Origin of the sequence: Faecousia sp., from assembly GCF_048519415.1 — a bacterium.
GTDB lineage: Bacteria > Bacillota > Clostridia > Oscillospirales > Oscillospiraceae > JAZOXB01.
On sequence record NZ_DBFZUT010000066.1, the window covers coordinates 1 to 21,270 of the forward strand.

Sequence of the window (21,270 nt, forward strand, 5' to 3'; positions counted from 1 at the left end):
CTTCCACACAGAGCTGAATTTCCTGTTACAGGAATCGGCCGTTGGCAGGCGGCTGAAATTTAAAAAGAAAGTTGGGAAAGTTATGCCTCAGTTTGTACAGTCCGAACAGCAGCGTGAACTGATCAGTTCTCTCGTCCAGGAGCTTCCCGCCTACCGCAAGAAGATGCGGATGTCTCAGGCAGAGCTCGGTGATGCCGTCGGCAAGAGCCGTCAGAAGATCTCCGAGATGGAGCGCGGCTCTGCTCCCCTCGGTTGGGACACCTATCTGGCTATCCTCATGGTCCTGGGCGCTCATGGCGTTCTGGAGCCGCGTGGCCGTGATGCCGAGCGTCTTGCCGCTACCGGTCGCCTCATCGGTGGTCGCATCCGCTTCTGATTTCTGAAAACGGGATAGAACGCAAATGCATGTAAAGGTCCGCTGTTATGCCTGACAGCGGACCTTTTTGCAGCCTGAACGGGGCTGGCACCATTCGCAGCGAAAATTTTTTTCGCATTCCTGTAAGATTTTCTCTCCGGCGCGGTCTTATTGGCAGAAAGGAGGTGGCGCCGTGTCAGAGCTTGCGGAGATCTACCGCATTTATTTTGATGATGTCTACCGCTATCTGCTTGCCCTTTCTCACGATGCCCAGCTTGCCGAAGAGCTGACGAGCGAAACATTCTGCCGCGCCATGCGCGCACTTCCCGGCTTCCGCGGGGCCTGCGATATCCGCGTCTGGCTCTGCCAGATCGCGAAGAACTGCTTCTATACCGAGCAGAAGCGCATGGGCCGCATCGAGCTGCTGGATGACGGGAAAATGGAAGCACTCCCCGCTTCCGCCCCGAGTCTCGAGGAGCAGCTCACGGACCGGGACGATGCCGCACGCATCCGGGCCGCGCTCCACAGCGCGCCGGAGCCGTATAAGGAGGTCTTCCTCTGGCGGGCCCTCGGCGGTCTGAGCTTCAGGACCATTGGGCAGCTTTTCGGCAAATCGGAAAACTGGGCGTGCGTGACCTATCATCGCGCCAAAACCATCATCCGAAAAAACATGGAGGGATCAACATGAATCAGGAATGCAGCATTGTGCGGGACCTTCTCCCGCTGTATGCCGAGCGGCTTACGAGTCCGGAGACCGCTGCCTTTGTAGAAAAGCACCTGCGCACCTGCGCGGACTGCCGCGCCGCCCTGCAGGAGACACAGGCCCCGCCTGCCCTGCAGCCCGCTCCGGACGCCGCGCCCCTGCAGCATTTGCAGAAAAGGCTGGCGCGCAAGCGCCTGCAAATCATCGTGATGACGGCTCTGTTTGTCCTGACGGCCGTGATATCCGCAGCCGGCATTTTGAATGCTCCGATCTATTTTCCCTATACGGACGATCTTGTGCAGGTGACGGAGGATGCGGGAGCGCTGGAGCTTACGTTCCGTGCTGATGTCGCCAACGTCTCGACGGAGCGCTTTGTCGATCCGGACGATCCGTTGCGCGAGATCTGCCTTGTGGAGGCCTGGTCGACGCTCTGGGAGCGCTGGTTCTCCGGCCCGCATACACAGGCCGCCCGGCTCAAGGCGGAGGGCGGTAAGCCGCTCACCGTTCTCTATAGCGAAAACGACGGCACGGAGGCCGTTTATCTCGCGGGAAAGCCGATGGCCTCCGGCGGCATGATCGCCCTGCCGTCCCTGACACTCAATTACTATGCCTTTGTAGCCCTGATCGTTCTGGCAGCCGCTGTGCTCGTCCGTATTTTTGTCCGGAAGAAGCCGCGAGCCTGCGTCTGGACGGAGCGCGTGATCCTGCTGCCGGTCGCCTATCTGCTGGCGCACGTCACTCTTCTGGGGCTCACTGCCACGACCTATTCTCTGCCGCATGATTTTGTCTTTGTGTTCTGCGCGGCGCTGCTGCTGTACTGTGCGCTGCTGCTCCTGCACGGGCTGATCCGCGACGCACTCGAGCGCAGAAAGCGCGCCTGATACCCGCTCAGCGGCGCTCACTGAGCAACGCTACAGGCATATCAAAATTCAAAAATATGCAAAGGGCCGCTGCGTCGCGCAGCGGTCCTCAGCTTGTCAAAAAAATTGGCTTGTTTATTCGCGATAGCCCTTCATCATTTCCTGAAACAGCTCATACGTCGATGGCGGCGTATAGGTGATGGCGTTTGCACCTGCCTCGATGGTGCGCAGGATACTCTCGCCGGTCTTGCCGCCCGTTGCGATGATGGGCACGTCCGGCAGGGCCTTGCGGGCCTCCCGCACAAGCTCCGGCGTCTGCGCAGCGGCTGCGATGTTCAGAATGGAGGCTCCGGCCTCGATGCGCGCCTCGAAGTCCGTGCCGAATTTTGTCACGGTGATGACGGTCGGGATATCGATCACGCCGGAGACCGCGCGGAGATTCAGATTGTTGATCGGCGCATTGAGCACAACGCCCATCGCGCCCTGCGATTCGACGTCGCGCGCAAGCTGCACCGTGCGCAGGCCGCGCGTCGTGCCGCCGCCGACGCCGCAGAATACGGGGACATAGGAATATTTGATGATCGCGTCGCTGATGGCCTGCTGCGGTGTGAACGGATAGACGGCAAATACGGCGTCCGCGTCGCAGTTCCGGATAATGGCCAGATCGGTCGTGAATACGAAGCTCTTCAGCCTGCGGCCGTTGACGATGATGCCGCTTGCTTGATAGATCTCCTGCGGCATACGCAGAATGTGGCGCAGGCGGCTGTCGATGTTGGGGGGCTGCTTTTCCATACAAGAGTCCTCCTGTCTCTTTTTTGCCAGTATACCACGAAATTATGAATACTTTGAGAACAAATCATTTCCGTTCTGCCTTACTCTGCTGCGGAAAGCGCACGACGCAGAAAATCGCGGTAGGCTTCCGCCGCCGACGCCGGGAACACGATCTCCGCCCGGCCGCCGAAGCCTGCGAGCCAGCCGAGGAACGTCGGTGAAACGGAGATATCCGCCTGAAAGACAAAGTGGTCCGGCCCGTCCGGCACGAGCAGGCGGTCACGGCCGAAGCGGTCGAGCACAACGCCTGCCAGCGAGTTTTCAAACCGCAGCTTCATGCGGCACTGCTCCCCGCGGAACATGCCGAACACCTGCTGGGAATAGACGGCCGGGTCAAAGGAGCGCGTCTCGTCGTTGCTCTCGCGCGGGACGCCCGTCGCCGTGATCTCCGTCATCTTGTCCACGCGGTAGTGCGTCAGGCCGTGCGGCGCGCCGTAGGCCACGAGATAATAGTTCTCGTCCTCCCAGCACAGCGCGATGGGGCTTGCCTCATAGGTCTTCGGCCGGAAGCGGCGCCGGCCCTGCAGATCCCAGTCAAAATAGCGGAACGTGATGCGGCTGTTCCCGGCGATGGCCGCATGCAGCGTATCGACATTGCGGCAGACGTCCTCGCTGCCGCTTTTGGCGCGGCCGGTAACGACGACCTCGCGCCGCAGCAGCTCCGCTTCGTGCGCGCTCGAGAGGGCGGCGAGCTTGCGGATCAGGGCCATGGACTCCTTTTCGGAGAGGAACCGCGCTGCCTGCACGGCGTCGACGAGCAGCTTCAGCTCTGAAAGGGCGAAATCACGCTCCGGCACATAATAGCCGCCGTTTTTGCCGCTGACCTTGCGAATTTCCATGCCGTAATCGCGCAGGGTGTCCAGATCATCATAGACGCTTTTGCGCTCCGCACGGATGCCCTCGCCCTCCAGCGCGGCAAGAATCTGCTGCATGGACACCGGGTGCTGCTCGTCCGTGTGGCTGCGCAGATAATCGCGAAGGATGAGGAGCTTCAGCTTCTGCCGTTCCGATTTTGCCATGGTACTCTCACCTCTGCTGTCAACATACCACACCGGCGCCATAAATTGCAAGCCCCGTTTTGGGAAATGGAAAAAAATTTCCCGCAGGACTTCTCTGCTTGACGATTCCGCCGCTTCGTGGTATCCTAGAATAGAATATCATGACACGAGGATACGCTATGAAGCTGAATCGCAATGAAAAATATGTCAAATGGGGTCTCACGGCCTTTCTTGTGATTGTCGCCGCCGGACTGTTCTGGCTCGTTTTCTCCAACCTGCGCGGCTTTTATGATCTGATCGTCGAATTCCTCAACATCATCGCCGCTCTGCTCTACGGCTGCCTGTTTGCCTATCTGATGAATCCCGTTATGAAGGTCACGCAGCGGATCATGGACAAGCTGCTTGCCAAACGGAACCTCAGCGATCGGATGGCCGCGCGCATCAGCAAGATCACGGGGATCTGCGCTGCCGTGCTGGTGTTCTGCCTTGCGGTCTATGCACTCATCGCTCTTATCGTGCCGAACCTGATTGCAAGCATCGAGGAGCTGCTGCAGCCCGAAAAGCTCGAAAGCTATTATGCGACCATCAGTAAGTGGTTCCGCGGCATTTTCACGAACAGTGACATCCAGTCCTTCCTGGAAAAGACCGTCGGCGACCCGCTGGAGATGGTCATCGGCTGGCTGAGGAAGCTCGATTACAGCGTGATCGTCACGAGCCTGACGAGCTCGGTCTACAGCGTTGTGATGGTCATCTTCAATATCCTGCTCGGCATCGTCGCGGCCGTATATATCCTGATCTTTAAGGAAGAGCTCTGTGCGCAGGCCAAGAAGGTCACCGTGGCGGTCTTCAGTCGCCAGCATGCCGATCGCCTGCTGGAGCTGGCCCGCCGGACGAACAGCATCTTCGGCGGCTATGTTATGGGCAAGATCATCGACGCCGTGCTCGTCGGCGTCATCACCTACTTCGGCGTGCTGTTCATGGGCATGCCCTATGCGGCGCTCATCGGCACGATCGTCGGCGTGACGAACATCATTCCCTTCTTTGGCCCCTTCCTCGGTGCGGTGCCCTCGGCCCTGCTCCTGATGATCGACAAGCCCGTCAACGCCCTGTATTTCTGCATTTTCATTCTCATTCTGCAGCAGGTCGACGGCAACATCATCGAAAACCGCATTCTGGGTGAAAAGCTCGGCATTTCGGACTTCTGGGTGCTCGTTGCCATTCTGGTCTTCGGCGGTATCTTCGGCTTTGCCGGGATGCTTCTTGGTGTGCCGGTCTTTGCCGTGCTCTACACCGTCATCGGTGACCGCGTCAACAAGCGCCTTGCCCGTAAGCGCCATCCCCAGCAGACGAGCCTGTATTACACGATCCGCACCGTGGACGACCTGCCGCCTGTGACGGAGCCGAGCTACACGAGCGCTGCCGAGGAGCCTGCCTACGAAACACAGATCGACCCGGACGACGATATGGAGATCGACGACCCGGATTATGACGATACCCCCGGCTGAGCCGGAAAGGAGGAATCCATGGACGCATTTTTTGCCTCTGCCGCCGAATACTTTCAGGGAAGCGGCTCCGGCTTTGTCTCGGTGTTCTGCACCGTGTGGCGCTACCTTGCGCCGGTGCTGGCCGTGCTGCTGCTGTGGCGCTGTGCCCGGCCGCTGCTGAAATTCCGGCGGGAGCCGGAGACGTGGGCATGGCTCGTCATGCCGGACGGCAATCAGCTCCCTCTGACACACTGGGAGAATATCCTCGGCCGCGCGAAGGGCTGCGACATCGTCGTGGACTTCCCGACCGTTTCGCGCACGCACGCCGTCCTCACGCGCTATGATGACGGCAGCTGGTCCCTCACGGACATCGGCTCACGCGGCGCAGTCACGCTCAACGGCGAGCCGGTCCAGATGGCTGCCGTAAACTACGGCGATACCATCTCGCTCGGCGGCGTGGACATGGTGCTTGCACCCGTCACGCAGTCCGAGCTCGAGGAGCAGCTTGCCAGCCGCACGCGCCCGGCCCATCAGTCCTCCCCTGCGCTGACCCTGTTTCTGCTGACGGTCTTCCAGCTCCTGACGACGCTGCAGCTCTGGATGGGCGCGGAGGCTGAAACGGCCCAAACGGTCGTGCTGAGCTTCCTCGGCCTGCTGGCCGTGGGCTGGCTGCTGTTTGCCGTGCTGCGTATGATGCGCCGCAGCGGCTACGAGGTGGAAACGCTGGCCTTTTTCCTCAGTACGCTCGGCTTTGCCGTCATCGCCTCGGATAACCCAGCCAATCTTACAAAGCAGCTCATCTGCCTGCTCGGCGGCATCGTGATCTATCTGATCATCGGCTGGTCGCTGCGCGACCTGTCCCGCGCGAAGAAATTTCGCTATCTGGCCGCCGTCGGCGGCATGCTCCTGCTGCTCGTCAATCTGGTGTTCGGGCAGGAGAACAACGGCGCGCGCAACTGGATCTCGCTTGGCGGCATCTCGTTCCAGCCGTCCGAGCTGGTCAAGCTCTGCTTCCTCTATGTCGGCGCATCTACGATGGACCGCGTCGTAACGAAGCGGAACCTGTTCCTGTTCATTGTCTATTCCGCCGCCATCTGCGGCTGCCTTGCCCTGATGAACGACTTCGGCACGGCGCTCATCTTCTTCGTCGCGTTCCTCGTCATCGCCTTCCTGCGTTCCGGCAGCTTTGCCACGGTCACGCTGGCCTGCGCGGCCACGGGTTTTGCAGGCGTTCTGGCCGTTCGCTTCCGGCCGCATATCCTGCGCCGCTTTGCAACATGGGGCCATGCGTGGGAATATGCCTCTGCGGGCGGCTACCAGCAGACGCGCGCGATGATGTGCATCGCCTCCGGCGGTCTGTTCGGCCTCGGCGCGGGCAACGGCTGGCTCAAATATGTGTTTGCGGCGGATACGGACCTCGTTTTTGCTTTCCTCTGTGAGGAATGGGGCCTGATCATCGGCCTATGCGCCGTTGCGGTCATCGTGATCCTTGCGGTGTTTACCGTCCGCTCGGCCAAGGTCGGCCGCAGCAGCTTCTATACCATTGCTGCCTGCGCCGCCGTGGCGATCCTGACCATCCAGACCATTCTGAACGTGTTCGGCACGATGGACCTGCTCCCGCTGACCGGCGTGACGTTCCCGTTCCTTTCCAACGGCGGCTCGAGCATGCTGGCCTCGTGGGGCCTGATCGCCTTCCTCAAGGCGGCGGACACGCGCCAGAACGCCAGCTTCGCGGTCCGCACCGCAAAGGCAGAGGAGGTGGAGCCACTTGAATAAGCTTGCAAAACGCGCGTGGTTCGCACTTGCGCTGGCGGGTGTGCTTTTGCTCGGCATGGGCGTGATCGTGGTGCGTTACTTCATCGATTCGCCGGACTGGGTCACGTTCCAGAACAGCCCCCATGTCTATACGGACGGCGTTATGAACAGCGGCAAGATCGTCGACCGCGGCGGCACCGTCGTGCTCGATGCCACGAACGGCAAGTCCTATGCCGACAGTGCCTCGCTGCGCCGCAGCATGCTGCACCTGCTCGGCGACCGTGAGGGCAATATCACGCCGTTCCTGCTGCAGGAATACGGTTCGGAGCTTGTCGGATTTGACCGCATCAACGGCACCTATTCCACCGGCAAGCGCGAGGGCCGGATGATGCTGACCGTAAGCGCAGACGTGCAGCGCACGGCGCTGGCCGCGCTCGACGGGCGCAAGGGCACCGTCGGCGTCTATAATTACAAGACGGGCGAGATCCTCTGCGCCGTCTCCTCCCCAACCTACGACCCGGACGATGTGCCGGACGTGGAGGGCAGCCCCGAGACCTATGAGGGCGTGTATGTCAACCGCTTCCTGCATGCTACCTATACGCCTGGCTCCGTCTTCAAGCTCGTCACGGCTGCGGCCGCGCTGGATGAGATCCCGGATATCGGATCCCGGACGTTCACCTGCGAGGGCAGCGCCGTCATCGGCGGCGAGACCATCCAGTGCAACGGCGTGCACGGCACGCTGAACTTTGAAGAGGCGCTGGCCCACTCCTGCAACGTCGTTTTCGGCGAGATCGCAGCGGAGCTCGGCCCAAAGACGCTGATGCGCTATGCCGAGCAGGTCGGCGTCACGCGCCGCTACAGCTTTGACGGCACGACGACGGCCGCCGGAAGCTTTGATGTCTCCAATGCGGCGGAATCCGAGCTGGCATGGGCCGGCATCGGCCAGTATACGGACCAGATCAATCCCTGCCAGTATATGACCTATATGGGCGCGATCGCAAACGGCGGCTCCGCCGCAGAGCCATACCTCGTAAAGGAGGTCACATACGGTGATTCGGTCAAGTACAAGGCCTCCACAAGCTCCACAGGACGTCTGCTCGACAGCACGACGGCCGACCGCCTTGCGGACATGATGCACAATGCCGTCGTCAACGTCTACGGCGAGTGGAACTTCGCCGGACTATACGCAGGCGGAAAGTCCGGCACGGCGGAAAACGGCGGCGGAAAGGCTGCCAACGCCGTCTTTGCAGGCTTCCTGCAGGACAGCGACTATCCCCTCGCCTTCATCGTCGTGGTCGAGGAGGGCGGCGGCGGTGCGTCCGTGTGCACGCCGATCCTCAGCCAGGTGCTCAGCGCCTGTGTGGTCGCCATGGACGCCGATTAAGCAAAAAAGCTCCGCAGGATGGGTAAATTCCTATCCTGCGGATTTTTTATACATTTTCGTTCATCCGGCGGGACAGCTCACCGAGGTGCTTGGAAAGATAGATGAGCTCCGGCGAGAGCTTCGTCAGCTTCCCGTTCTCCACGACGTAATTTTCGATCATCACGGCGGAGAGGTCCATCATTCGCCGCAGCTCGTTCTGGATGTAGTGCATCTGCACGCAGTGCGGCGAGCGGTCGACCGTCGCAAAGCGCAGCGTGCGGATCTTGCCGGTGTAGAGCATGGCGCTGATCTTCGTGATGGCCATGTTGATATGCGTCTGTTCGAGGCACAGCTCAAACACATGGCCGGACGATGCGCACAGCTGCGCAAAGCCCTCCGGCTCCATGTCCGGCAGGCAGCTGCCGACAATGAGCACCGATTCCCCGACGTCATAGACATTTGTTTTCATTAGCTCTTTCATGGTTTTCTCTCTCCCTTAATCCAAAACATCAAACAGCGCGCCGTCCAGCGTCAGCACATCGTCCATAGGGATGTCCGTTCCGTCCAGAAGGCGGATGCGGCGTGCAATGGAATCGATCTGCTTCACGATCCCGCTGACGGTCTCATAGGCTCCGCCGGATTTCCGTTTATCCGGCCGGAACCGGGTCAGGCGTACCTCCGGCTGCTCCTCCAGATGCTCCTGCAGCAGACGGAAACGCCGGTCAAGCGCGGCCAGCTCCGCCTCTGCCGGGGTGATCCGCTCCTGCGTGAGGCGCGCGTTTTCCCGGATGGCCGCGTCGTAGCCGGTCAGGGCTGCAAACGGCGCAAACTGCGCCGCGCGGTCGGCCATCGGCATGGGCGGGTGCTTTTTGGAGACATGGTGCGGCAGGTGCAGGATCGCGTCATATTTTCCGGTCATGTATTCCTCCTCATGCCTTGTGCCCGCCGATCCTGGCGTTTCGCTCGCGGGCCGTTGCGCCCTCCTCCAGACTCATGCCCTTGAGAATGGCATTTTTTCCGAATTTCTTCTTGATGGCCAGCGTCGTCTCCTGCAGCTTCTTTTCGCGCGCCAGCGCCGCCTGCTCCGCCTCGCGCCGGGCGTCCTCGGTGGCAAGATCGGTGAACAGGTCCAGCTGCTCCATCTCCTCCGGCTGCGCCTCGTCCTCCGGGACGATGTGCGCGGCGACGAGATACATGCGCCGGACGAGCAGCCCACCGTCCACGATGCGGTCAAACAGGGCGGAGGCCGCTTCCATGATCCGCCGTGTGGAGGACGACGGTGCGTTAAGCTTCTGCGCGCCATGCGCGGCCTTCGGCACGCGCCGCCCGTAGCGGTCCTGCTCCACCGGGCCGGAATAGGCGGCGCGGCGGGCCGGGTCCGTCAGATTCTCAATGTCATAGCCGACTGTCAGCACGACCTGGTCCGTCACGAGGCCCTTTTCCACCAGCTCCAGCGAGAGCTGATCCGCCATTTCCCGCAAAACAAGCCGGGCCTTTGCCGCCTCGTAGGGGCAGCTCAGCACCTGCCCGGAGCTCAGGCTGTTCTCTGACGGGCGGTAGGCCTTGATGGACGGGGCGGTGCAGGGCTCCCAGCCCCACGCGTGGTCGATGAGCAGCTCCGCATTCTTGCCGAACAGGCGGTAGAGCAGCTCCTCGTTCTGCTCGGAGCAAAGCGCGACGTCCCCCATCGTGAACATGCCGTGCGCCTCGAGCCTGCGGGCGATGCCGCGGCCGACGCGCCAGAAGTCCGTCAGCGGCCGGTGTGGCCAGAGCTCCCTGCGGAATTTCGTTTCATCGAGCTCTGCGATCCGCACGCCGTTTTCATCAGCCGGGATGTGCTTTGCCACGATGTCCATGGCGACCTTGGCGAGGAAGAGATTCGTTCCGATGCCGGCCGTCGCCGTGATGCCGGTCGTTTCGAGTACGTCGCGGATGATGGTCTGCGCCAGCTCGTGGGCGGTGCAGTCATAAGGATAGTCCGTCACATCGAGGAAGACCTCGTCGATGGAATAGACGACGATGTCCTCCGGTGCGATATATTTTCGGTAAATCTCATAGATGCGCGTACTGTATTCCATATAATAGGCCATGCGCGGCGGTGCGATCACGAAATCCACCGCCAGCGCAGGGTCGCGCTGCAGCTCGGAAAACTGGTGTGAGCTGCCGGTCAGCGTTCTGCCCGGCGCGCGGGCCTGCCGCCAGGCATTGACCTCGCGGACGCGCTGCCGCACCTCGAACAGCCGCCCGCGGCCGGAGATGCCATAGCTCTTGAGTGTCGGCGTGACGGCAAGGCAGATCGTCTTGTCCGTCCGCGACTCATCCGCCACGACAAGGTTCGTGTTCAGCGGGTCCAGCCCCCGCTCGCGGCACTCGACGGAGGCGTAAAACGATTTGAGATCAATGGCAAGATAGGTGCGCTGCTTCATCGTTTCCTCCTCCGTTGTTTTCTGTTATTTTACCATAGCGGCCCGGAGATTACAACACCTGCACAAAGAGCCGGAGCGTTTGGCTCCGGCTCAGCTTGTCAAAAAAGTCCCTTCGGGCCTTTTTCGCCAAGCTGCCCCCCAGAATTGCAAAATAAATTCTTGTAGTATTATTTTGCAATTCTGCCGCTGCGGCGGGTGATTGAACGCGAAAGGACACCCTGACGGTTTCCTTTCATACTTTTCTTCCCTCCGAAACTTTCGGCTTGGCTGTTTTTTGACAGTTTAGGCCGGGGCGTTTTCGCCCCGGCCCAATTCGTGTTGCTGTTCAATTCTCCTCCAGCAGACCGAAGCCCGCCACGGCCGAGGCCGGGAGCGAGAAGACGATGGCGCCCGCGTCACTGTCCGGTCCTGCCTTGCGCAGAATGGAGCGCATGATCTCGGCCTTCTGCTCCGCCGCAGAGACAATAAGGATGACCTCCTTCTCCGCCGCGATGGAGATATTGTAGAATTTCGGGGCGCCCTTTGCACCGGTCCCCTTGCCGTGCAGGACTGTGCCGCCTCTGGCTCCGGCTGCGCGCGCCGCGTTCATCACGGCATCCGTGCCGCCCTCGTTTGCAATGGCGATGATCAGCTCATAGGCGCAGCTCAGGTCCGGCGTGTATTTCGGGCTTCTCCCGCCGTTCAGATATGCCACCGTATTTCCTCCTCCTACACTTTTGATCGGCACGGCGATGACGATGCCGTGCCCCGGCACGCCGATGTGCAGCCGCCGCTTCTGCGCGGCGATCAGCGCTGCCGTCTTTTCCGCGTCGGCGATCGTCAGCACAACGCGGCGTTCATTCGATTCGATGCCGAGCAGGTCGAGCATGCTCTGCACGGCCGTCCCGCGCCCATGGAGCGTGACGGTCAGCGGCAGGCCAAGCTCCCCGCACAGGTCCGTGAGGATCTCGAGCCGCTCCGGCGCGATGATGGAGATCACATAATTCATGCCGCATCCTCCCAAAGCTCCACAATGTCGAAGTCGCCGTAGTGCTCCGGGGCCACGGCTGCGCGCTTTGCGCGGCGCTCATAGACGAAGCCGACGGCCTGAATGGACAGCAGCGGCATCATGGCGACAAGGGCTACCACGCCGAAGGCATCCCGCAGGATATTGCCGCCGAGCGCGCTGCTTGCGCCCATGACGAACTGGAGCATGAATGTTGCCGTCATTGGGCCGGAGGCCACGCCGCCGGAGTCGAAGGCGATGGCCGTGTAGATGTCCGGCACGAAGAACGACAGCGCCAGCGCAATACCGTAGCCGGGCACGAGGAACCACAGAATGGAGATTCCCGTCAGCACGCGCAGCATGGAAAGACCCATGGCCAGCGCGATGGCGACGGAGAGGCTGCGCTGGATGACCTTGCCGGGGATCGCGCCAGCGCTGACGCTCTCGATCTGCTTTTCCAGCACGCCGACGGCAGGCTCGGCCGAGATGATGAACCAGCCAAGCACCATGGCGAGCGGAACGAGCAGCCAGCCGTGCACGGCCAGCTCTGCACCCAGCTCCGCGCCGAGCGGCGAAAAGCCGACGTTCACGCCGGTGAGGAACAGGACAAGGCCAACATAGGTATAGAGAATGCCGATAAGAATCTTGGCAAGGCTGCGGCCCGGCAGGCGCAGCAGCGTGAGCTGAAACAGAAAGAAGATCGCCACGATCGGCAGCATGGAGATCGCCATTTCTCTGAGGTAGAGCGGAACGGAGGCGAGGAACGCGCCGCCGATGGCAGTCGAGCTGCCGAATGAGGCCGAGCTGAGGTCGGCAACGGCGTCGCTGCCCTGATAGAAAAAGCCAAGGATCAGTACCGCGAGGATCGGCCCGACGGAGCACAGCGCCACAAGTCCGAAGCTGTCTGCCTCCGCGCGGCGGTCGCTTCGGATATTCGATACGCCGAGGCCCATGGCGAGGATGAACGGCACGGTCATTGGGCCGGTCGTCACGCCGCCGGAGTCAAAGGCGATACCGAGAAAATCGGGGTCTGAAAAGGCGGCCAGCAGGAAGATGAGCGCATAGCAGCCGATCAGCAGCCAGCGCAGGTTCGCGCCCGTGACGATGCGCAGCATGCACACGGCCATAAACAGGCCGACGCCCACGCCGACCGTGAGCAGGAGCACCGTGCTGCTGATGTGCGGCACGGTTTCCGCCAGCACCTGCAGGTCCGGTTCGGCCACGGTGATGGCAAAGCCGAGCGCGAAGCTCACGCCGAGGATGAGCGGCAGATTCTTTGTGCGCGTCAGCGCCGTGCCGATCTTGGTGCCGATGGGCGTCATGGACTGCTCCGCGCCGAGCGAGAACAGGCCCATGCCGACGACCAGCATCACGCCGCCGATGAGAAAGCTCAGGAGCAGGTCCGGCTTCATCGGCGCGGCGGCCAGGCACAGCAGAACGACGATCAGAACGATCGGCAGCACGCAGTGTGCCGATTCGGCGACCTTTTCTCGCACGGCAGAGCGGTCCTCCCGCCAGTCGATGGGTCTTTTCAAACGGTTCCTCCCTTCTCGAGCAGCTTGCGCTGCAGTCGGACATATTCCGCCGCCTCCTCCGGGCTGAGCGCCGACAGAAGGCCGGAGACCTCATCCAGCACCGCGCTCAGCCGCTCCCGGATGCATGCAGCGCCGGCCTCTGTGAGGACGACGTCCACACGGCGCTCATCGTCAGCATCCGGCGTGCGGACGATCCAGCCCTTGGCCTCCAGATGCTTCAGCAGGGCGGCGATGCGCGCGGAGCTGGCATACAGAGAGCGGCTCAGCTCGGACGGCCCTGCCGTTCCGCCGTGGCGCAGCAGGAAATGCAGGACAAAATATTCGCCGCCGGACAGCTCGTCCAGCCCGCGGACGGCAGGAAGATGGTGCAGCGCCGTCCGGAACGACAGCAGCTCGGCTGCAAGTGCGGAATAGTCCATGGTCTTTGTTGGTTCTCCTTATATTGCTAACACTATTAGCAATATAATACCATACCAAACCCGAAAAGGCAAGCCTTTTTCACCGCTGCAGCGACATTTGACTTTCCTCTGCCCATATGGTATACTAGCAAAGAAGAAACCGGAGAATATATCGGTGGAGGAGGCCTTCCATGAAAAAATGCTTGCTTGCCCTTGCGCTGCTTTTTGCTGTCCTGCTGAGCGGCTGCGCCATCGTGCAGACGACGGATCTGGCCGATTACGGCAACACCGGCGGCGAGACCTGGCACGGCAGCGCCGTTTTTGACCTGCTCTCCAACCTGACCTCCACCGGCGATGCGGACGGTACGCAGAGCGCTGCGCCGCCGCGCATGCAGGAGCTCTTCCCGATCTTCCCGCCCGATGCGCTGCTGCAGCGTGCGCAGGACCGGGATTACCACCACCTCTATCGCTATACGCTCCTGCAGGACGAGCTGTTCACGCGCCTGTCCTGCCGCTATTCCGCCGCGGACTATCAGGCGGAGGTCGATCGCCTCGCGGCGCTCGGCGCAACCTATGACACGACGCTCTTCCGCCTGCCCGCCTATATCTGGATGCTCCACGACACAGACAACTCCGAATATGTCCTGCTGGAGGAATCCACGCGGACGATCCACTACATTGCCTGCCAGACGGACGAGCTGGCTGCCCTTGCCATGCCCGAGGGCTGGTATCCCGGCGAGTCGCTCCGGGCCGTCCGCATCGCGCCGCCCGAGGGAAAGGAGAATGCATCATGACCTGCCCGCAGTGCGGCACCGAGAATGCCGCTGACGCCCGCCTCTGCCGCCATTGCGGCGCAACGCTGCCGGAGGGCCCGCAGCCCGTTCCCCTGCGCCTGCAGCATGTGGCTGCATCCCGCCTGTGTCTGCTCACGGCAGCGGTCTCCACGGCGGGCCTTGTCCTGTTCCTGTTGCTGACACTGCTGTTCCCCGCCATGCAGCACGGCTTCCACGAGCTTGCCGCCTCTGTCGGCGTTCTCCTGCCGAAGGACGGCCGCCTGTTCGGCGGCGCGGCGTTTTTCTTCTTCCTGCCGTCCGCTGCCCTGTGCGCCGGTCTGTGGCTGGCATGGCGCGCGGCGCGGAAGGAAGAGCCTGTTCCGCTGACGGCCTATCGCGCGTTTCGTGCGGCTGCCTGGATGGAATTCGTGCTACTGACGGTCCTGTGCCTGCCGCTGCACCTATATCTCTTCCCCTTCCACCTGCCGGACTTTGCGCGGTCGCGCGTGCTGAGCGGCTATATCGGTCTGCTCATCATCTGGGCGATCAGTCTGGTGTATTTCTGCGTGAGCCGCCGCTTTCTGCGGGCTCTCGGTTGGCGCACCCTGCGCGAAAAGCAGGGCCCCGGTCCGTGCAGCGTGATGCTCGGCATCAATGTACTTCTTGCGCTTGCCATGGTGCTCGGCGCATTCTCCGGCCTTTTTTCGGAGAGCCTGTTCTCCGGCTTTTTCCCGCTGGCCTTCTTTGATGGCCTGTGCCGCGGCGGCGGGCGGCTGCTTGCCGTGCCGAGTCTGCTGGCGTGGGCGGCGATCCGGGTGCTGCTGGCTCTCCTGCTGCTCCGCCTGTGGCCGCTGCTGCAGAAGCCCGAAAAATGATTTGTCAAAATTGCGGTGTGAACGTTGTGTTTGCACCGCAATTTTTTCGCACGAAAACGGCATACTATATCCGAATCAAATGATCGGAGGAACGTTCATGGGAACGAATCACATGGGGCGGCAGAGCATCCGCTTTCCGCAGCCGCCGGTCGTGCGCGGCTTCGCCTCCGTCGCCGGGAAAAAGGAGCGCGAGGGGCCGCTCGGCGATCAGTTTACGGCAACGGTGCAGGATACGACATTCGGCGAAAAGAGCTGGGAGCGGGCCGAGCGCCGCATGCAGCAGATGACGCTGGAGCTGGCGCTGGAAAAGGCCGGGCTGACCGATGCGGATCTTGACGCGGCCTTTGCCGGGGACCTGCTGAATCAGTGCATCGGCTCGAGCTTCAGCCTGCGCAACCGCGGCGTGCCGACGCTGGGTCTTTACGGCGCGTGCTCGACGATGGCGGAATCTCTGCTGCTTGCAGCCATGTCCGTCAGCGGGGGCTTCGCGCGCACGGCGCTGGCCATGACCTCGTCGCATTTCGCCTCATCCGAGCGGCAGTACCGCTTCCCGCTGGGCTATGGCGGGCAGCGCACGCCGACGTCGCAGTGGACGGTCACCGGCGCGGGCGCAGTCCTGCTCGGCGGCGGGGAACGCGGCATCCGCATCACGGCCGCCACGATCGGCAGCATTGTCGACCGCGGCATCTGCGATGCGAACAACATGGGGGCGGCCATGGCCCCGGCAGCCTTTGCGACGCTGCGGGCACATTTTGATGACCTGCACTGTGCGCCGGAGGACTATGACGCAATTATCACAGGTGACCTTGGGAGGCTCGGCAGCGAAATTCTGCACGGACTTCTCGAGAAGGACGGCATCCACGCAGACGTGCAGGACTGCGGCGTGATGATCTTCGATACAAGGCGGCAGGACGTGCACTGCGGCGGCTCCGGCTGCGGGTGCAGCGCCTCTGTTCTGTGCGGGCCGCTGCTTTCCCGTATGGAGCGGGGCGAGCTGCGCCGCCTGCTGTTCTGCGGAACGGGTGCGCTGCTCTCTCCGCTGTCCACCCAGCAGGGCGAGTCGATTCCTGCTGTCTGCCACGCCGTCGTTCTGGAAAGGAGCTGACATGGACTATCTCAAAGCATTTCTGGTCGGCGGCCTGCTGTGCGTCATCGGCCAGATCCTCATCGACCGAACGAAGCTGACACCGGCGCGCATTCTGGTCGCCTATGTTGTAGCGGGCGTCCTGCTTGGTGCCGTCGGGCTGTATGACAAGCTCGTCGATTTTGCGGGCGCGGGCGCGACCGTTCCGCTGACGGGCTTCGGCAATACGCTGGCCCGCGGTGTCAAAAAGGCGGTGGACGAGGACGGCGCGCTCGGCATCCTGACGGGAGGCCTGACTGCCTCTGCCGCGGGGATCACGGCGGCCGTGATCTTCGGCCTGCTTGCCAGTCTCATTTTCAAGCCGAAGGATAAATGAAGCCGCGGCGGTTATACTAATGCCGCGGCAAAACCGCGAAATCATAATTCAGGAGGCTTTTCCACCATGGAAAACCGCAATCAGAACCAGAAGCAGAATCAGAAGCAAAACCAGCAGAATCAACAGCAGAGCCAGCAGCAGAATCAGAACGAGAACCGCCGCTAAGCAGCAAAATGCCGCCGAGCCCATTCGGGTTCGGCGGCAATGTAATTCTGCTTATTCCTTGATCGTGCCGTCTGCGTGGAACACCGGCAGCTTCTCAAGGTAGATGATGTCGTCGCGGTTCTGGGCGTCGCCCTCGGCGAGGATGGCCATACGGCCTGCGATGATGCCGCCCGCCTCTTCCACGAGCTTCTCGACAGCGGCGAGGGACTCACCGGTGGAGATAACGTCGTCGACGATGAGGATGCGCTTGCCGCGCATGAGCTCGGCATCGGCTTTATCGAGGTAGAGATGCTGCTCCTTGGCCGTCGTGATGGAGTTGACCTTCACATCGAACACGCCGGACATATAGAGCTTCGGCGCCTTGCGCGCAAGGAAATATTTGTTCTGGCCGCTCTGACGGGCCATCTCATAGATCAGGGGGATCCCCTTGGCCTCGGCAGAGATCATATAGTCGTACTCCGGCGCCTTCTTCAGCAGCGCCTCAGCCGTCTTGACCGTCAGCTCGACGTCGCCGAAAATCACAAATGCACCAATATAGAGGTCGTCAGAAACTTTGCAGATCGGCAGATCCCGCTGGACCCCCGCAATTGTCATGGTATGATACATCGGACATTCTCCTTTTTACTTCCAATTGCTGCGCAACAGCACTTGAATATTATAGCGCGATTCCCGAATCTTGTCAATGCCGAGCCCTTCTTTGCAGAAAAAAAGTTGGGTTTTCCGGCGAATGGGCGGGAATTTTCGTGGAAAGCTATGCGCGAGGTGATAAAGCATGCAAAATGAGATCGAAATGCTCCGCTCCATCCGGCAGAGCACGGAAATGGGCTGCAGCGGCATCCGGGCCGTGCTGCCGGAGGCGCAGAATCCCGCCATGCAGAGCGCACTGCGGAGCCAATGGAAGGAATACGACAGCATCTACGCCGAGGCGGACCGCCTGCTGCGCGAGCGCGGCGTGCGCTTAAGCGGCGTGAATCCGCTGGCAAAATACGGCTCCATGCTCACGGCGAAGCTGCGCGTCCGCAGTAGCCGGAACACGACGGCGAGAATCGCCGAGATGCTCGTGCAGGGCAATACGCGTGGCATGGTCAAGAGTATGCAGAACCTGCGCGCCATGGGCGTGCTGGACCCGAAGGTCTCGTCCCTGTCCACGCGGCTGCTGCAGACGGAGCAGGCCAATATCGAGGAAATGAAGCACTTTCTCTGAGCCGGCTCAGAGCGCGGAGACGGCCGCCTCCAGTGCGCGGATCATCTGTGCAAGCGGCATGGAGGCCACGCCCTGCGGGGCCTGCTCCGGCAGGAAGGGCACATGGATGAACCCGGCGCGGACCGGCGTTTCGGCATAGTGATGCAGGAGCGTGTACAGCAGGTCATTGCAGACATAGGTCCCGGCCGTGTAGGACACGGCGGCCGGGATGCCTTGCGCCTCGATGGCGGCTGTCATGGCGCGCACCGGGACCGTTGCAAAGTAAGCGGTGGGGCCGCCGGGCACGACAGGCTCGTCCTGCGGCTGATTTCCAAGGTTGTCCGCTATGCGCGCGTGGTGCAGGTTGATGCCGACATATTCCGGCGTCACGGCGCTGCGCGTTCCCGCCTGCCCGATGCACAGGACCGCATCCGGGCGGCACTCCGCCGCGCAGGCGAGCGTTCTTGCAGCCGCAAGGCCGAAGACGGTCGGGATCTGCAGCTTCCGGAGCTGCCAGCCGCCGATCTGCTCCGGCAGGGCCTTCACGGCTTCCCATGCCGGGTTGATCGTCTCGCCGCCGAACGGCTCAAAGCCGGTGATCAGAAGCGTTTTCATGCGCATTCCTCCAGCAGACACACGGCGTGGCAGGCGATGCCCTCGCCGCTGCCCGTAAAGCCGAGGCCTTCCTCGGTCGTCGCCTTGACATTGACTGCCTCCGTGCCGAGCAGGGCGCGCAGGCGCTCCTGCATGGCGGGAATATGGGGCCGGAGCTTCGGCCGCTGGCATAGGACGGTGATATCGGCGTTGCCGACGGCAAAGCCCGCCGCATGCACGCGGCGCACGACCTCCTCCAGCAGCAGAAGGCTCGAAATGCCCTTGTACTGCGGGTCGTTATCCGGGAACAGCAGGCCGATGTCGCCGAGACAGGCTGCGCCGAGCAGGGCGTCCATCAGAGCGTGCGTGAGCACGTCCGCATCGGAGTGACCGTCCAGCCCGCGCTCGAACGGAATTTCCACGCCGCCGAGGATGAGCTTGCGCCCCGGAACGAGGCGGTGTACATCATATCCGTGTCCGATCCTCATGTCGCTCTCCCCTTCCAGATCGCCTCTGCGATGCGCAGATCGATCGGTGTTGTGATCTTCAAATTCTCAACGTCGCCGGGCGTCAGGCGCACCGGCCTTCCGGCCGCTTCCATGGCGGAGCAGTCGTCCGTGAGCGGCAGCCCCTGCGCGATGGCCCAGCGGAGCACGGAGCGAATTTCCTCCGTCCGGAAGACCTGCGGCGTCTGGACGGCAAACAGCGTGCTGCGGTCCGGCGTTTCAAGCACAAGGCCGCTTTCGGCGCGCTTGATGGTGTCGTGAACAGGGACGGCTGGCGCTGCAGCCCCGCAGGAGACGGCAGCGGAAACAGCCTGCGCGATCACCTCATTCGTGACGAGCGGACGCGCACCGTCATGAATGGCGGCATAGGGCATGGCTGCCGCAGAAAGGCCGCACAGGACGGACTCCGCCCGCGTTTTCCCGCCTGGAACGACGGAAACGGGCTTGGAAAGTCCTTCGCACAGGGCCTGCACGGCCTCCAAGCGGTCTGCACGCGTAACAACGATCAGCTCTGTGATCTCGGGCGCAGATGCCAGCGCTTCGACTGTCCGGCGCAGGACGGGTACGCCGTCCAGAGGAGCCAGAAGCTTGTCGATGCCCTGCATACGCTGCGCGCTGCCGGCTGCGACGATAACGGCCGAGCAGCGGATATCTCCCCCGCTCACAGCGCCATCACCGTTTTCTTGAATTCCGCGCCTCTGACCATAAAGTTCTTGAAGCGGTCAAAGGCGGCGCTTGCCGGGGACAGCAGCACGATATCACCGGGCTTTGCCTGCTGCGCAGCGGCGTGAACGGCATCATAGAAATCCGGAATTTCGAGGACCTCCGGCGCATCCGGAACGGCGCGGGCCGCGGCTGCGATCTTCGGGCCGGTCGCGCCGGTGCAGACGAGGAGCCTGACGTGCGCTGCGATCTCCGGGCCGAGCACGTCATACGGAATGTGCTTGTCATAGCCGCCCGCGATAAGAATGACCTTCTCGGAGAAGCTGCGCAGACCCGCGATGGTGCGGCTCGGGGACGAGGCGATGGAGTCGTTATAGAACTTTACGCCGTCCTTTTCGCGCACGAACTCGATGCGGTGCTCCACACCGCCGAAGTTCCGCGCGACATAGCGGATATCCTCATCCGAGGCCAGCCCTTCTACCGCGAGGATGGCTGCCATGTAGTTTTCCACATTGTGCAGGCCGGGAATTTTGATCTCCTCCTGCCGCACGACGGGTACGCCGTCGCGCCGGATCACGCCGTCCCGGAAGCTCGCACCGTGCGCAGGGACGGTCTGCCGCGAGAACATCCGGACCTCTCCGGCGGCCTCCGGTGCAAACCCGGCCGTGATGGTGTTGTCCGCGTTCAGGATGAGCACGTCCTGCGCGGTCTGCCGGGTGAAAATATGTTTTTTTGCGTCGATGTACTCCGCCATGTCGCGGTGTACGTCGAGATGGTTCGGCGCAAGGTTCGTCACGACGGCGATGTGGCAGCTGTGGCGAAGGTCCATAAGCTGGAACGAGCTCAGCTCCAGCACGACGAGGTCGTCCGGCGTCATGTGCTCCGCCTGGTCGAGCAGCGGCGTACCGATATTGCCGCCGGTCCAGACGCGATGGCCTGCATGCTTCAGGATTTCGGAGATAAGCGTGCTTGTCGTCGTTTTTCCGTCTGAGCCGGTCACGCCGATGATCCTGCAGGGGCAGACCTCGAAAAAGGCCTCCATTTCCGAGGTAAACTGCGTCCCTGCGGCACGTAGCGCCTGCAGCTCCGGCTTTCCCGGGTGCAGTCCGGGTGTGCGGAAGGCCACATCGCCGGAGATGCCCGTCAGATAATCATCGCCGAGGTGCAGCTTCGCGCCGAGGCGCTCCAGCTCGAGCACCTCCGGGTCGAGCTTCTCCCGCGGCGTGCGGTCGCAGCCCGTGACGTCAATGCCAAACCGCAGCAGCAGGCGCACGAGCGGCCGGTTGCTTACACCGAGGCCAAGCACCAGCACGCGCTTCCCCTGCAGCCGGGTGAAATATTCCGTTACAGTCATGATC

General features: G+C 62.1%; 24 protein-coding genes. 11 read left to right on the forward strand and 13 right to left on the reverse strand.

Annotated features, from left to right (window positions below):
• Positions 1-82 precede the first annotated feature (82 nt).
• From ACMKFF_RS06895 to ACMKFF_RS06905, 3 genes are all read left to right on the forward strand, one after another.
• Complete coding sequence (locus ACMKFF_RS06895) at positions 83-376, forward strand: helix-turn-helix transcriptional regulator (RefSeq protein ID WP_367927570.1); 294 nt, start codon at positions 83-85, stop codon at positions 374-376.
• A gap of 172 nt (positions 377-548) precedes the next feature.
• Entirely contained in the window at positions 549-1,043 is a 495-nt protein-coding gene (locus ACMKFF_RS06900) for an RNA polymerase sigma factor (RefSeq protein ID WP_349135308.1), read from the forward strand.
• Positions 1,040-1,939 (forward strand): zf-HC2 domain-containing protein, encoded by a 900-nt coding sequence (locus ACMKFF_RS06905; protein ID WP_419496478.1) that lies wholly within the window; start codon positions 1,040-1,042, stop codon positions 1,937-1,939. Before ACMKFF_RS06900 ends, ACMKFF_RS06905 begins: the two co-directional genes overlap by 4 nt.
• A gap of 114 nt (positions 1,940-2,053) precedes the next feature.
• Here ACMKFF_RS06905 and ACMKFF_RS06910 read toward each other — a convergent pair whose 3' ends face one another.
• Both ACMKFF_RS06910 and ACMKFF_RS06915 read right to left on the reverse strand, forming a co-directional pair.
• On the reverse strand, positions 2,054-2,710 hold the full coding sequence (locus ACMKFF_RS06910) for a hydrolase (protein WP_349135306.1): 657 nt from the start codon (positions 2,708-2,710) through the stop codon (positions 2,054-2,056).
• An 80-nt stretch (positions 2,711-2,790) separates the two neighbouring features.
• Positions 2,791-3,768 (reverse strand): helix-turn-helix transcriptional regulator, encoded by a 978-nt coding sequence (locus tag ACMKFF_RS06915; protein WP_349135305.1) that lies wholly within the window; start codon positions 3,766-3,768, stop codon positions 2,791-2,793.
• 158 nt (positions 3,769-3,926) lie between these two features.
• Between ACMKFF_RS06915 and ACMKFF_RS06920 the strand changes: the two genes are divergently transcribed.
• The 3 genes from ACMKFF_RS06920 to ACMKFF_RS06930 are packed head-to-tail and all read left to right on the forward strand — an operon-like array spanning position 3,927 to position 8,370.
• Entirely contained in the window at positions 3,927-5,252 is a 1,326-nt protein-coding gene (locus ACMKFF_RS06920; protein ID WP_419496479.1) for an AI-2E family transporter, read from the forward strand.
• A gap of 18 nt (positions 5,253-5,270) precedes the next feature.
• A complete protein-coding gene (locus tag ACMKFF_RS06925; protein ID WP_419496480.1) occupies positions 5,271-7,007 on the forward strand; it encodes an FtsW/RodA/SpoVE family cell cycle protein in 1,737 nt (578 codons plus the stop codon).
• A complete protein-coding gene (locus ACMKFF_RS06930; protein ID WP_419496481.1) occupies positions 7,000-8,370 on the forward strand; it encodes a penicillin-binding transpeptidase domain-containing protein in 1,371 nt (456 codons plus the stop codon). Before ACMKFF_RS06925 ends, ACMKFF_RS06930 begins: the two co-directional genes overlap by 8 nt.
• 46 nt (positions 8,371-8,416) lie before the next feature.
• Here the strand turns inward: ACMKFF_RS06930 and ACMKFF_RS06935 are convergent, their stop codons facing one another.
• From ACMKFF_RS06935 to ACMKFF_RS06960, 6 genes are all read right to left on the reverse strand, one after another.
• The gene (locus tag ACMKFF_RS06935; protein WP_419496482.1) at positions 8,417-8,830 is read right to left on the reverse strand and encodes a hypothetical protein; all 414 of its coding nucleotides are present in this window, start codon (positions 8,828-8,830) and stop codon (positions 8,417-8,419) included.
• 15 nt (positions 8,831-8,845) lie between these two features.
• On the reverse strand, positions 8,846-9,268 hold the full coding sequence (locus ACMKFF_RS06940; protein WP_419496483.1) for a hypothetical protein: 423 nt from the start codon (positions 9,266-9,268) through the stop codon (positions 8,846-8,848).
• 10 nt (positions 9,269-9,278) lie between these two features.
• Positions 9,279-10,775, reverse strand: coding sequence for a DNA methylase (locus ACMKFF_RS06945; RefSeq protein WP_419496484.1), 1,497 nt, complete (start codon positions 10,773-10,775; stop codon positions 9,279-9,281).
• 325 nt (positions 10,776-11,100) lie between these two features.
• Positions 11,101-11,763 carry a P-II family nitrogen regulator gene (locus tag ACMKFF_RS06950; protein ID WP_419496485.1) on the reverse strand — a complete coding sequence of 221 codons (663 nt, stop codon included), beginning with the start codon at positions 11,761-11,763 and terminating at the stop codon, positions 11,101-11,103.
• Positions 11,760-13,295 (reverse strand): DUF1538 domain-containing protein, encoded by a 1,536-nt coding sequence (locus ACMKFF_RS06955; RefSeq protein ID WP_419496486.1) that lies wholly within the window; start codon positions 13,293-13,295, stop codon positions 11,760-11,762. Before ACMKFF_RS06955 ends, ACMKFF_RS06950 begins: the two co-directional genes overlap by 4 nt.
• A complete protein-coding gene (locus tag ACMKFF_RS06960) occupies positions 13,292-13,714 on the reverse strand; it encodes a MarR family winged helix-turn-helix transcriptional regulator (RefSeq protein ID WP_419496487.1) in 423 nt (140 codons plus the stop codon). Before ACMKFF_RS06960 ends, ACMKFF_RS06955 begins: the two co-directional genes overlap by 4 nt.
• 170 nt (positions 13,715-13,884) lie before the next feature.
• On the opposite strand from ACMKFF_RS06960, the gene ACMKFF_RS06965 reads away from it, so the two are divergent.
• The 4 genes from ACMKFF_RS06965 to spoVAE all read left to right on the forward strand — a co-directional run bounded on the left by ACMKFF_RS06965 (position 13,885) and on the right by spoVAE (position 16,801).
• On the forward strand, positions 13,885-14,487 hold the full coding sequence (locus tag ACMKFF_RS06965; RefSeq protein WP_349135295.1) for a hypothetical protein: 603 nt from the start codon (positions 13,885-13,887) through the stop codon (positions 14,485-14,487).
• Positions 14,484-15,341 carry a zinc ribbon domain-containing protein gene (locus tag ACMKFF_RS06970; RefSeq protein ID WP_419496488.1) on the forward strand — a complete coding sequence of 286 codons (858 nt, stop codon included), beginning with the start codon at positions 14,484-14,486 and terminating at the stop codon, positions 15,339-15,341. The genes ACMKFF_RS06965 and ACMKFF_RS06970 overlap by 4 nt, the downstream gene beginning before the upstream one ends.
• Positions 15,342-15,438: 97 nt before the next feature.
• The gene (gene spoVAD, locus ACMKFF_RS06975) at positions 15,439-16,446 is read left to right on the forward strand and encodes a stage V sporulation protein AD (RefSeq protein WP_419496489.1); all 1,008 of its coding nucleotides are present in this window, start codon (positions 15,439-15,441) and stop codon (positions 16,444-16,446) included.
• 1 nt (position 16,447) lies between these two features.
• Positions 16,448-16,801, forward strand: a complete 354-nt coding sequence (gene spoVAE, locus ACMKFF_RS06980; protein WP_349135292.1) for a stage V sporulation protein AE — start codon at positions 16,448-16,450, stop codon at positions 16,799-16,801.
• Between the two features lie 216 nt (positions 16,802-17,017).
• On the opposite strand, the gene ACMKFF_RS06985 is transcribed toward spoVAE, so the two are convergent.
• Positions 17,018-17,572: a phosphoribosyltransferase family protein gene (locus ACMKFF_RS06985; protein WP_349135291.1), complete on the reverse strand. Its 555-nt coding sequence runs from the start codon at positions 17,570-17,572 to the stop codon at positions 17,018-17,020.
• Between the two features lie 166 nt (positions 17,573-17,738).
• Between ACMKFF_RS06985 and ACMKFF_RS06990 the strand changes: the two genes are divergently transcribed.
• Entirely contained in the window at positions 17,739-18,170 is a 432-nt protein-coding gene (locus tag ACMKFF_RS06990) for a hypothetical protein (protein ID WP_349135290.1), read from the forward strand.
• A 6-nt stretch (positions 18,171-18,176) separates the two neighbouring features.
• Here the strand turns inward: ACMKFF_RS06990 and pcp are convergent, their stop codons facing one another.
• The 4 genes from pcp to murD are packed head-to-tail and all read right to left on the reverse strand — an operon-like array spanning position 18,177 to position 21,266.
• Positions 18,177-18,764: a pyroglutamyl-peptidase I gene (gene pcp, locus ACMKFF_RS06995; RefSeq protein WP_419496490.1), complete on the reverse strand. Its 588-nt coding sequence runs from the start codon at positions 18,762-18,764 to the stop codon at positions 18,177-18,179.
• Positions 18,761-19,231 carry a 2-C-methyl-D-erythritol 2,4-cyclodiphosphate synthase gene (gene ispF, locus ACMKFF_RS07000; RefSeq protein WP_367927588.1) on the reverse strand — a complete coding sequence of 157 codons (471 nt, stop codon included), beginning with the start codon at positions 19,229-19,231 and terminating at the stop codon, positions 18,761-18,763. The genes pcp and ispF overlap by 4 nt, the downstream gene beginning before the upstream one ends.
• Complete coding sequence (gene ispD, locus ACMKFF_RS07005; protein ID WP_419496491.1) at positions 19,228-19,914, reverse strand: 2-C-methyl-D-erythritol 4-phosphate cytidylyltransferase; 687 nt, start codon at positions 19,912-19,914, stop codon at positions 19,228-19,230. Before ispD ends, ispF begins: the two co-directional genes overlap by 4 nt.
• Positions 19,911-21,266 (reverse strand): UDP-N-acetylmuramoyl-L-alanine--D-glutamate ligase, encoded by a 1,356-nt coding sequence (gene murD / locus ACMKFF_RS07010; RefSeq protein WP_419496492.1) that lies wholly within the window; start codon positions 21,264-21,266, stop codon positions 19,911-19,913. The genes ispD and murD overlap by 4 nt, the downstream gene beginning before the upstream one ends.
• Between the last annotated feature and the right edge of the window lie 4 nt (positions 21,267-21,270).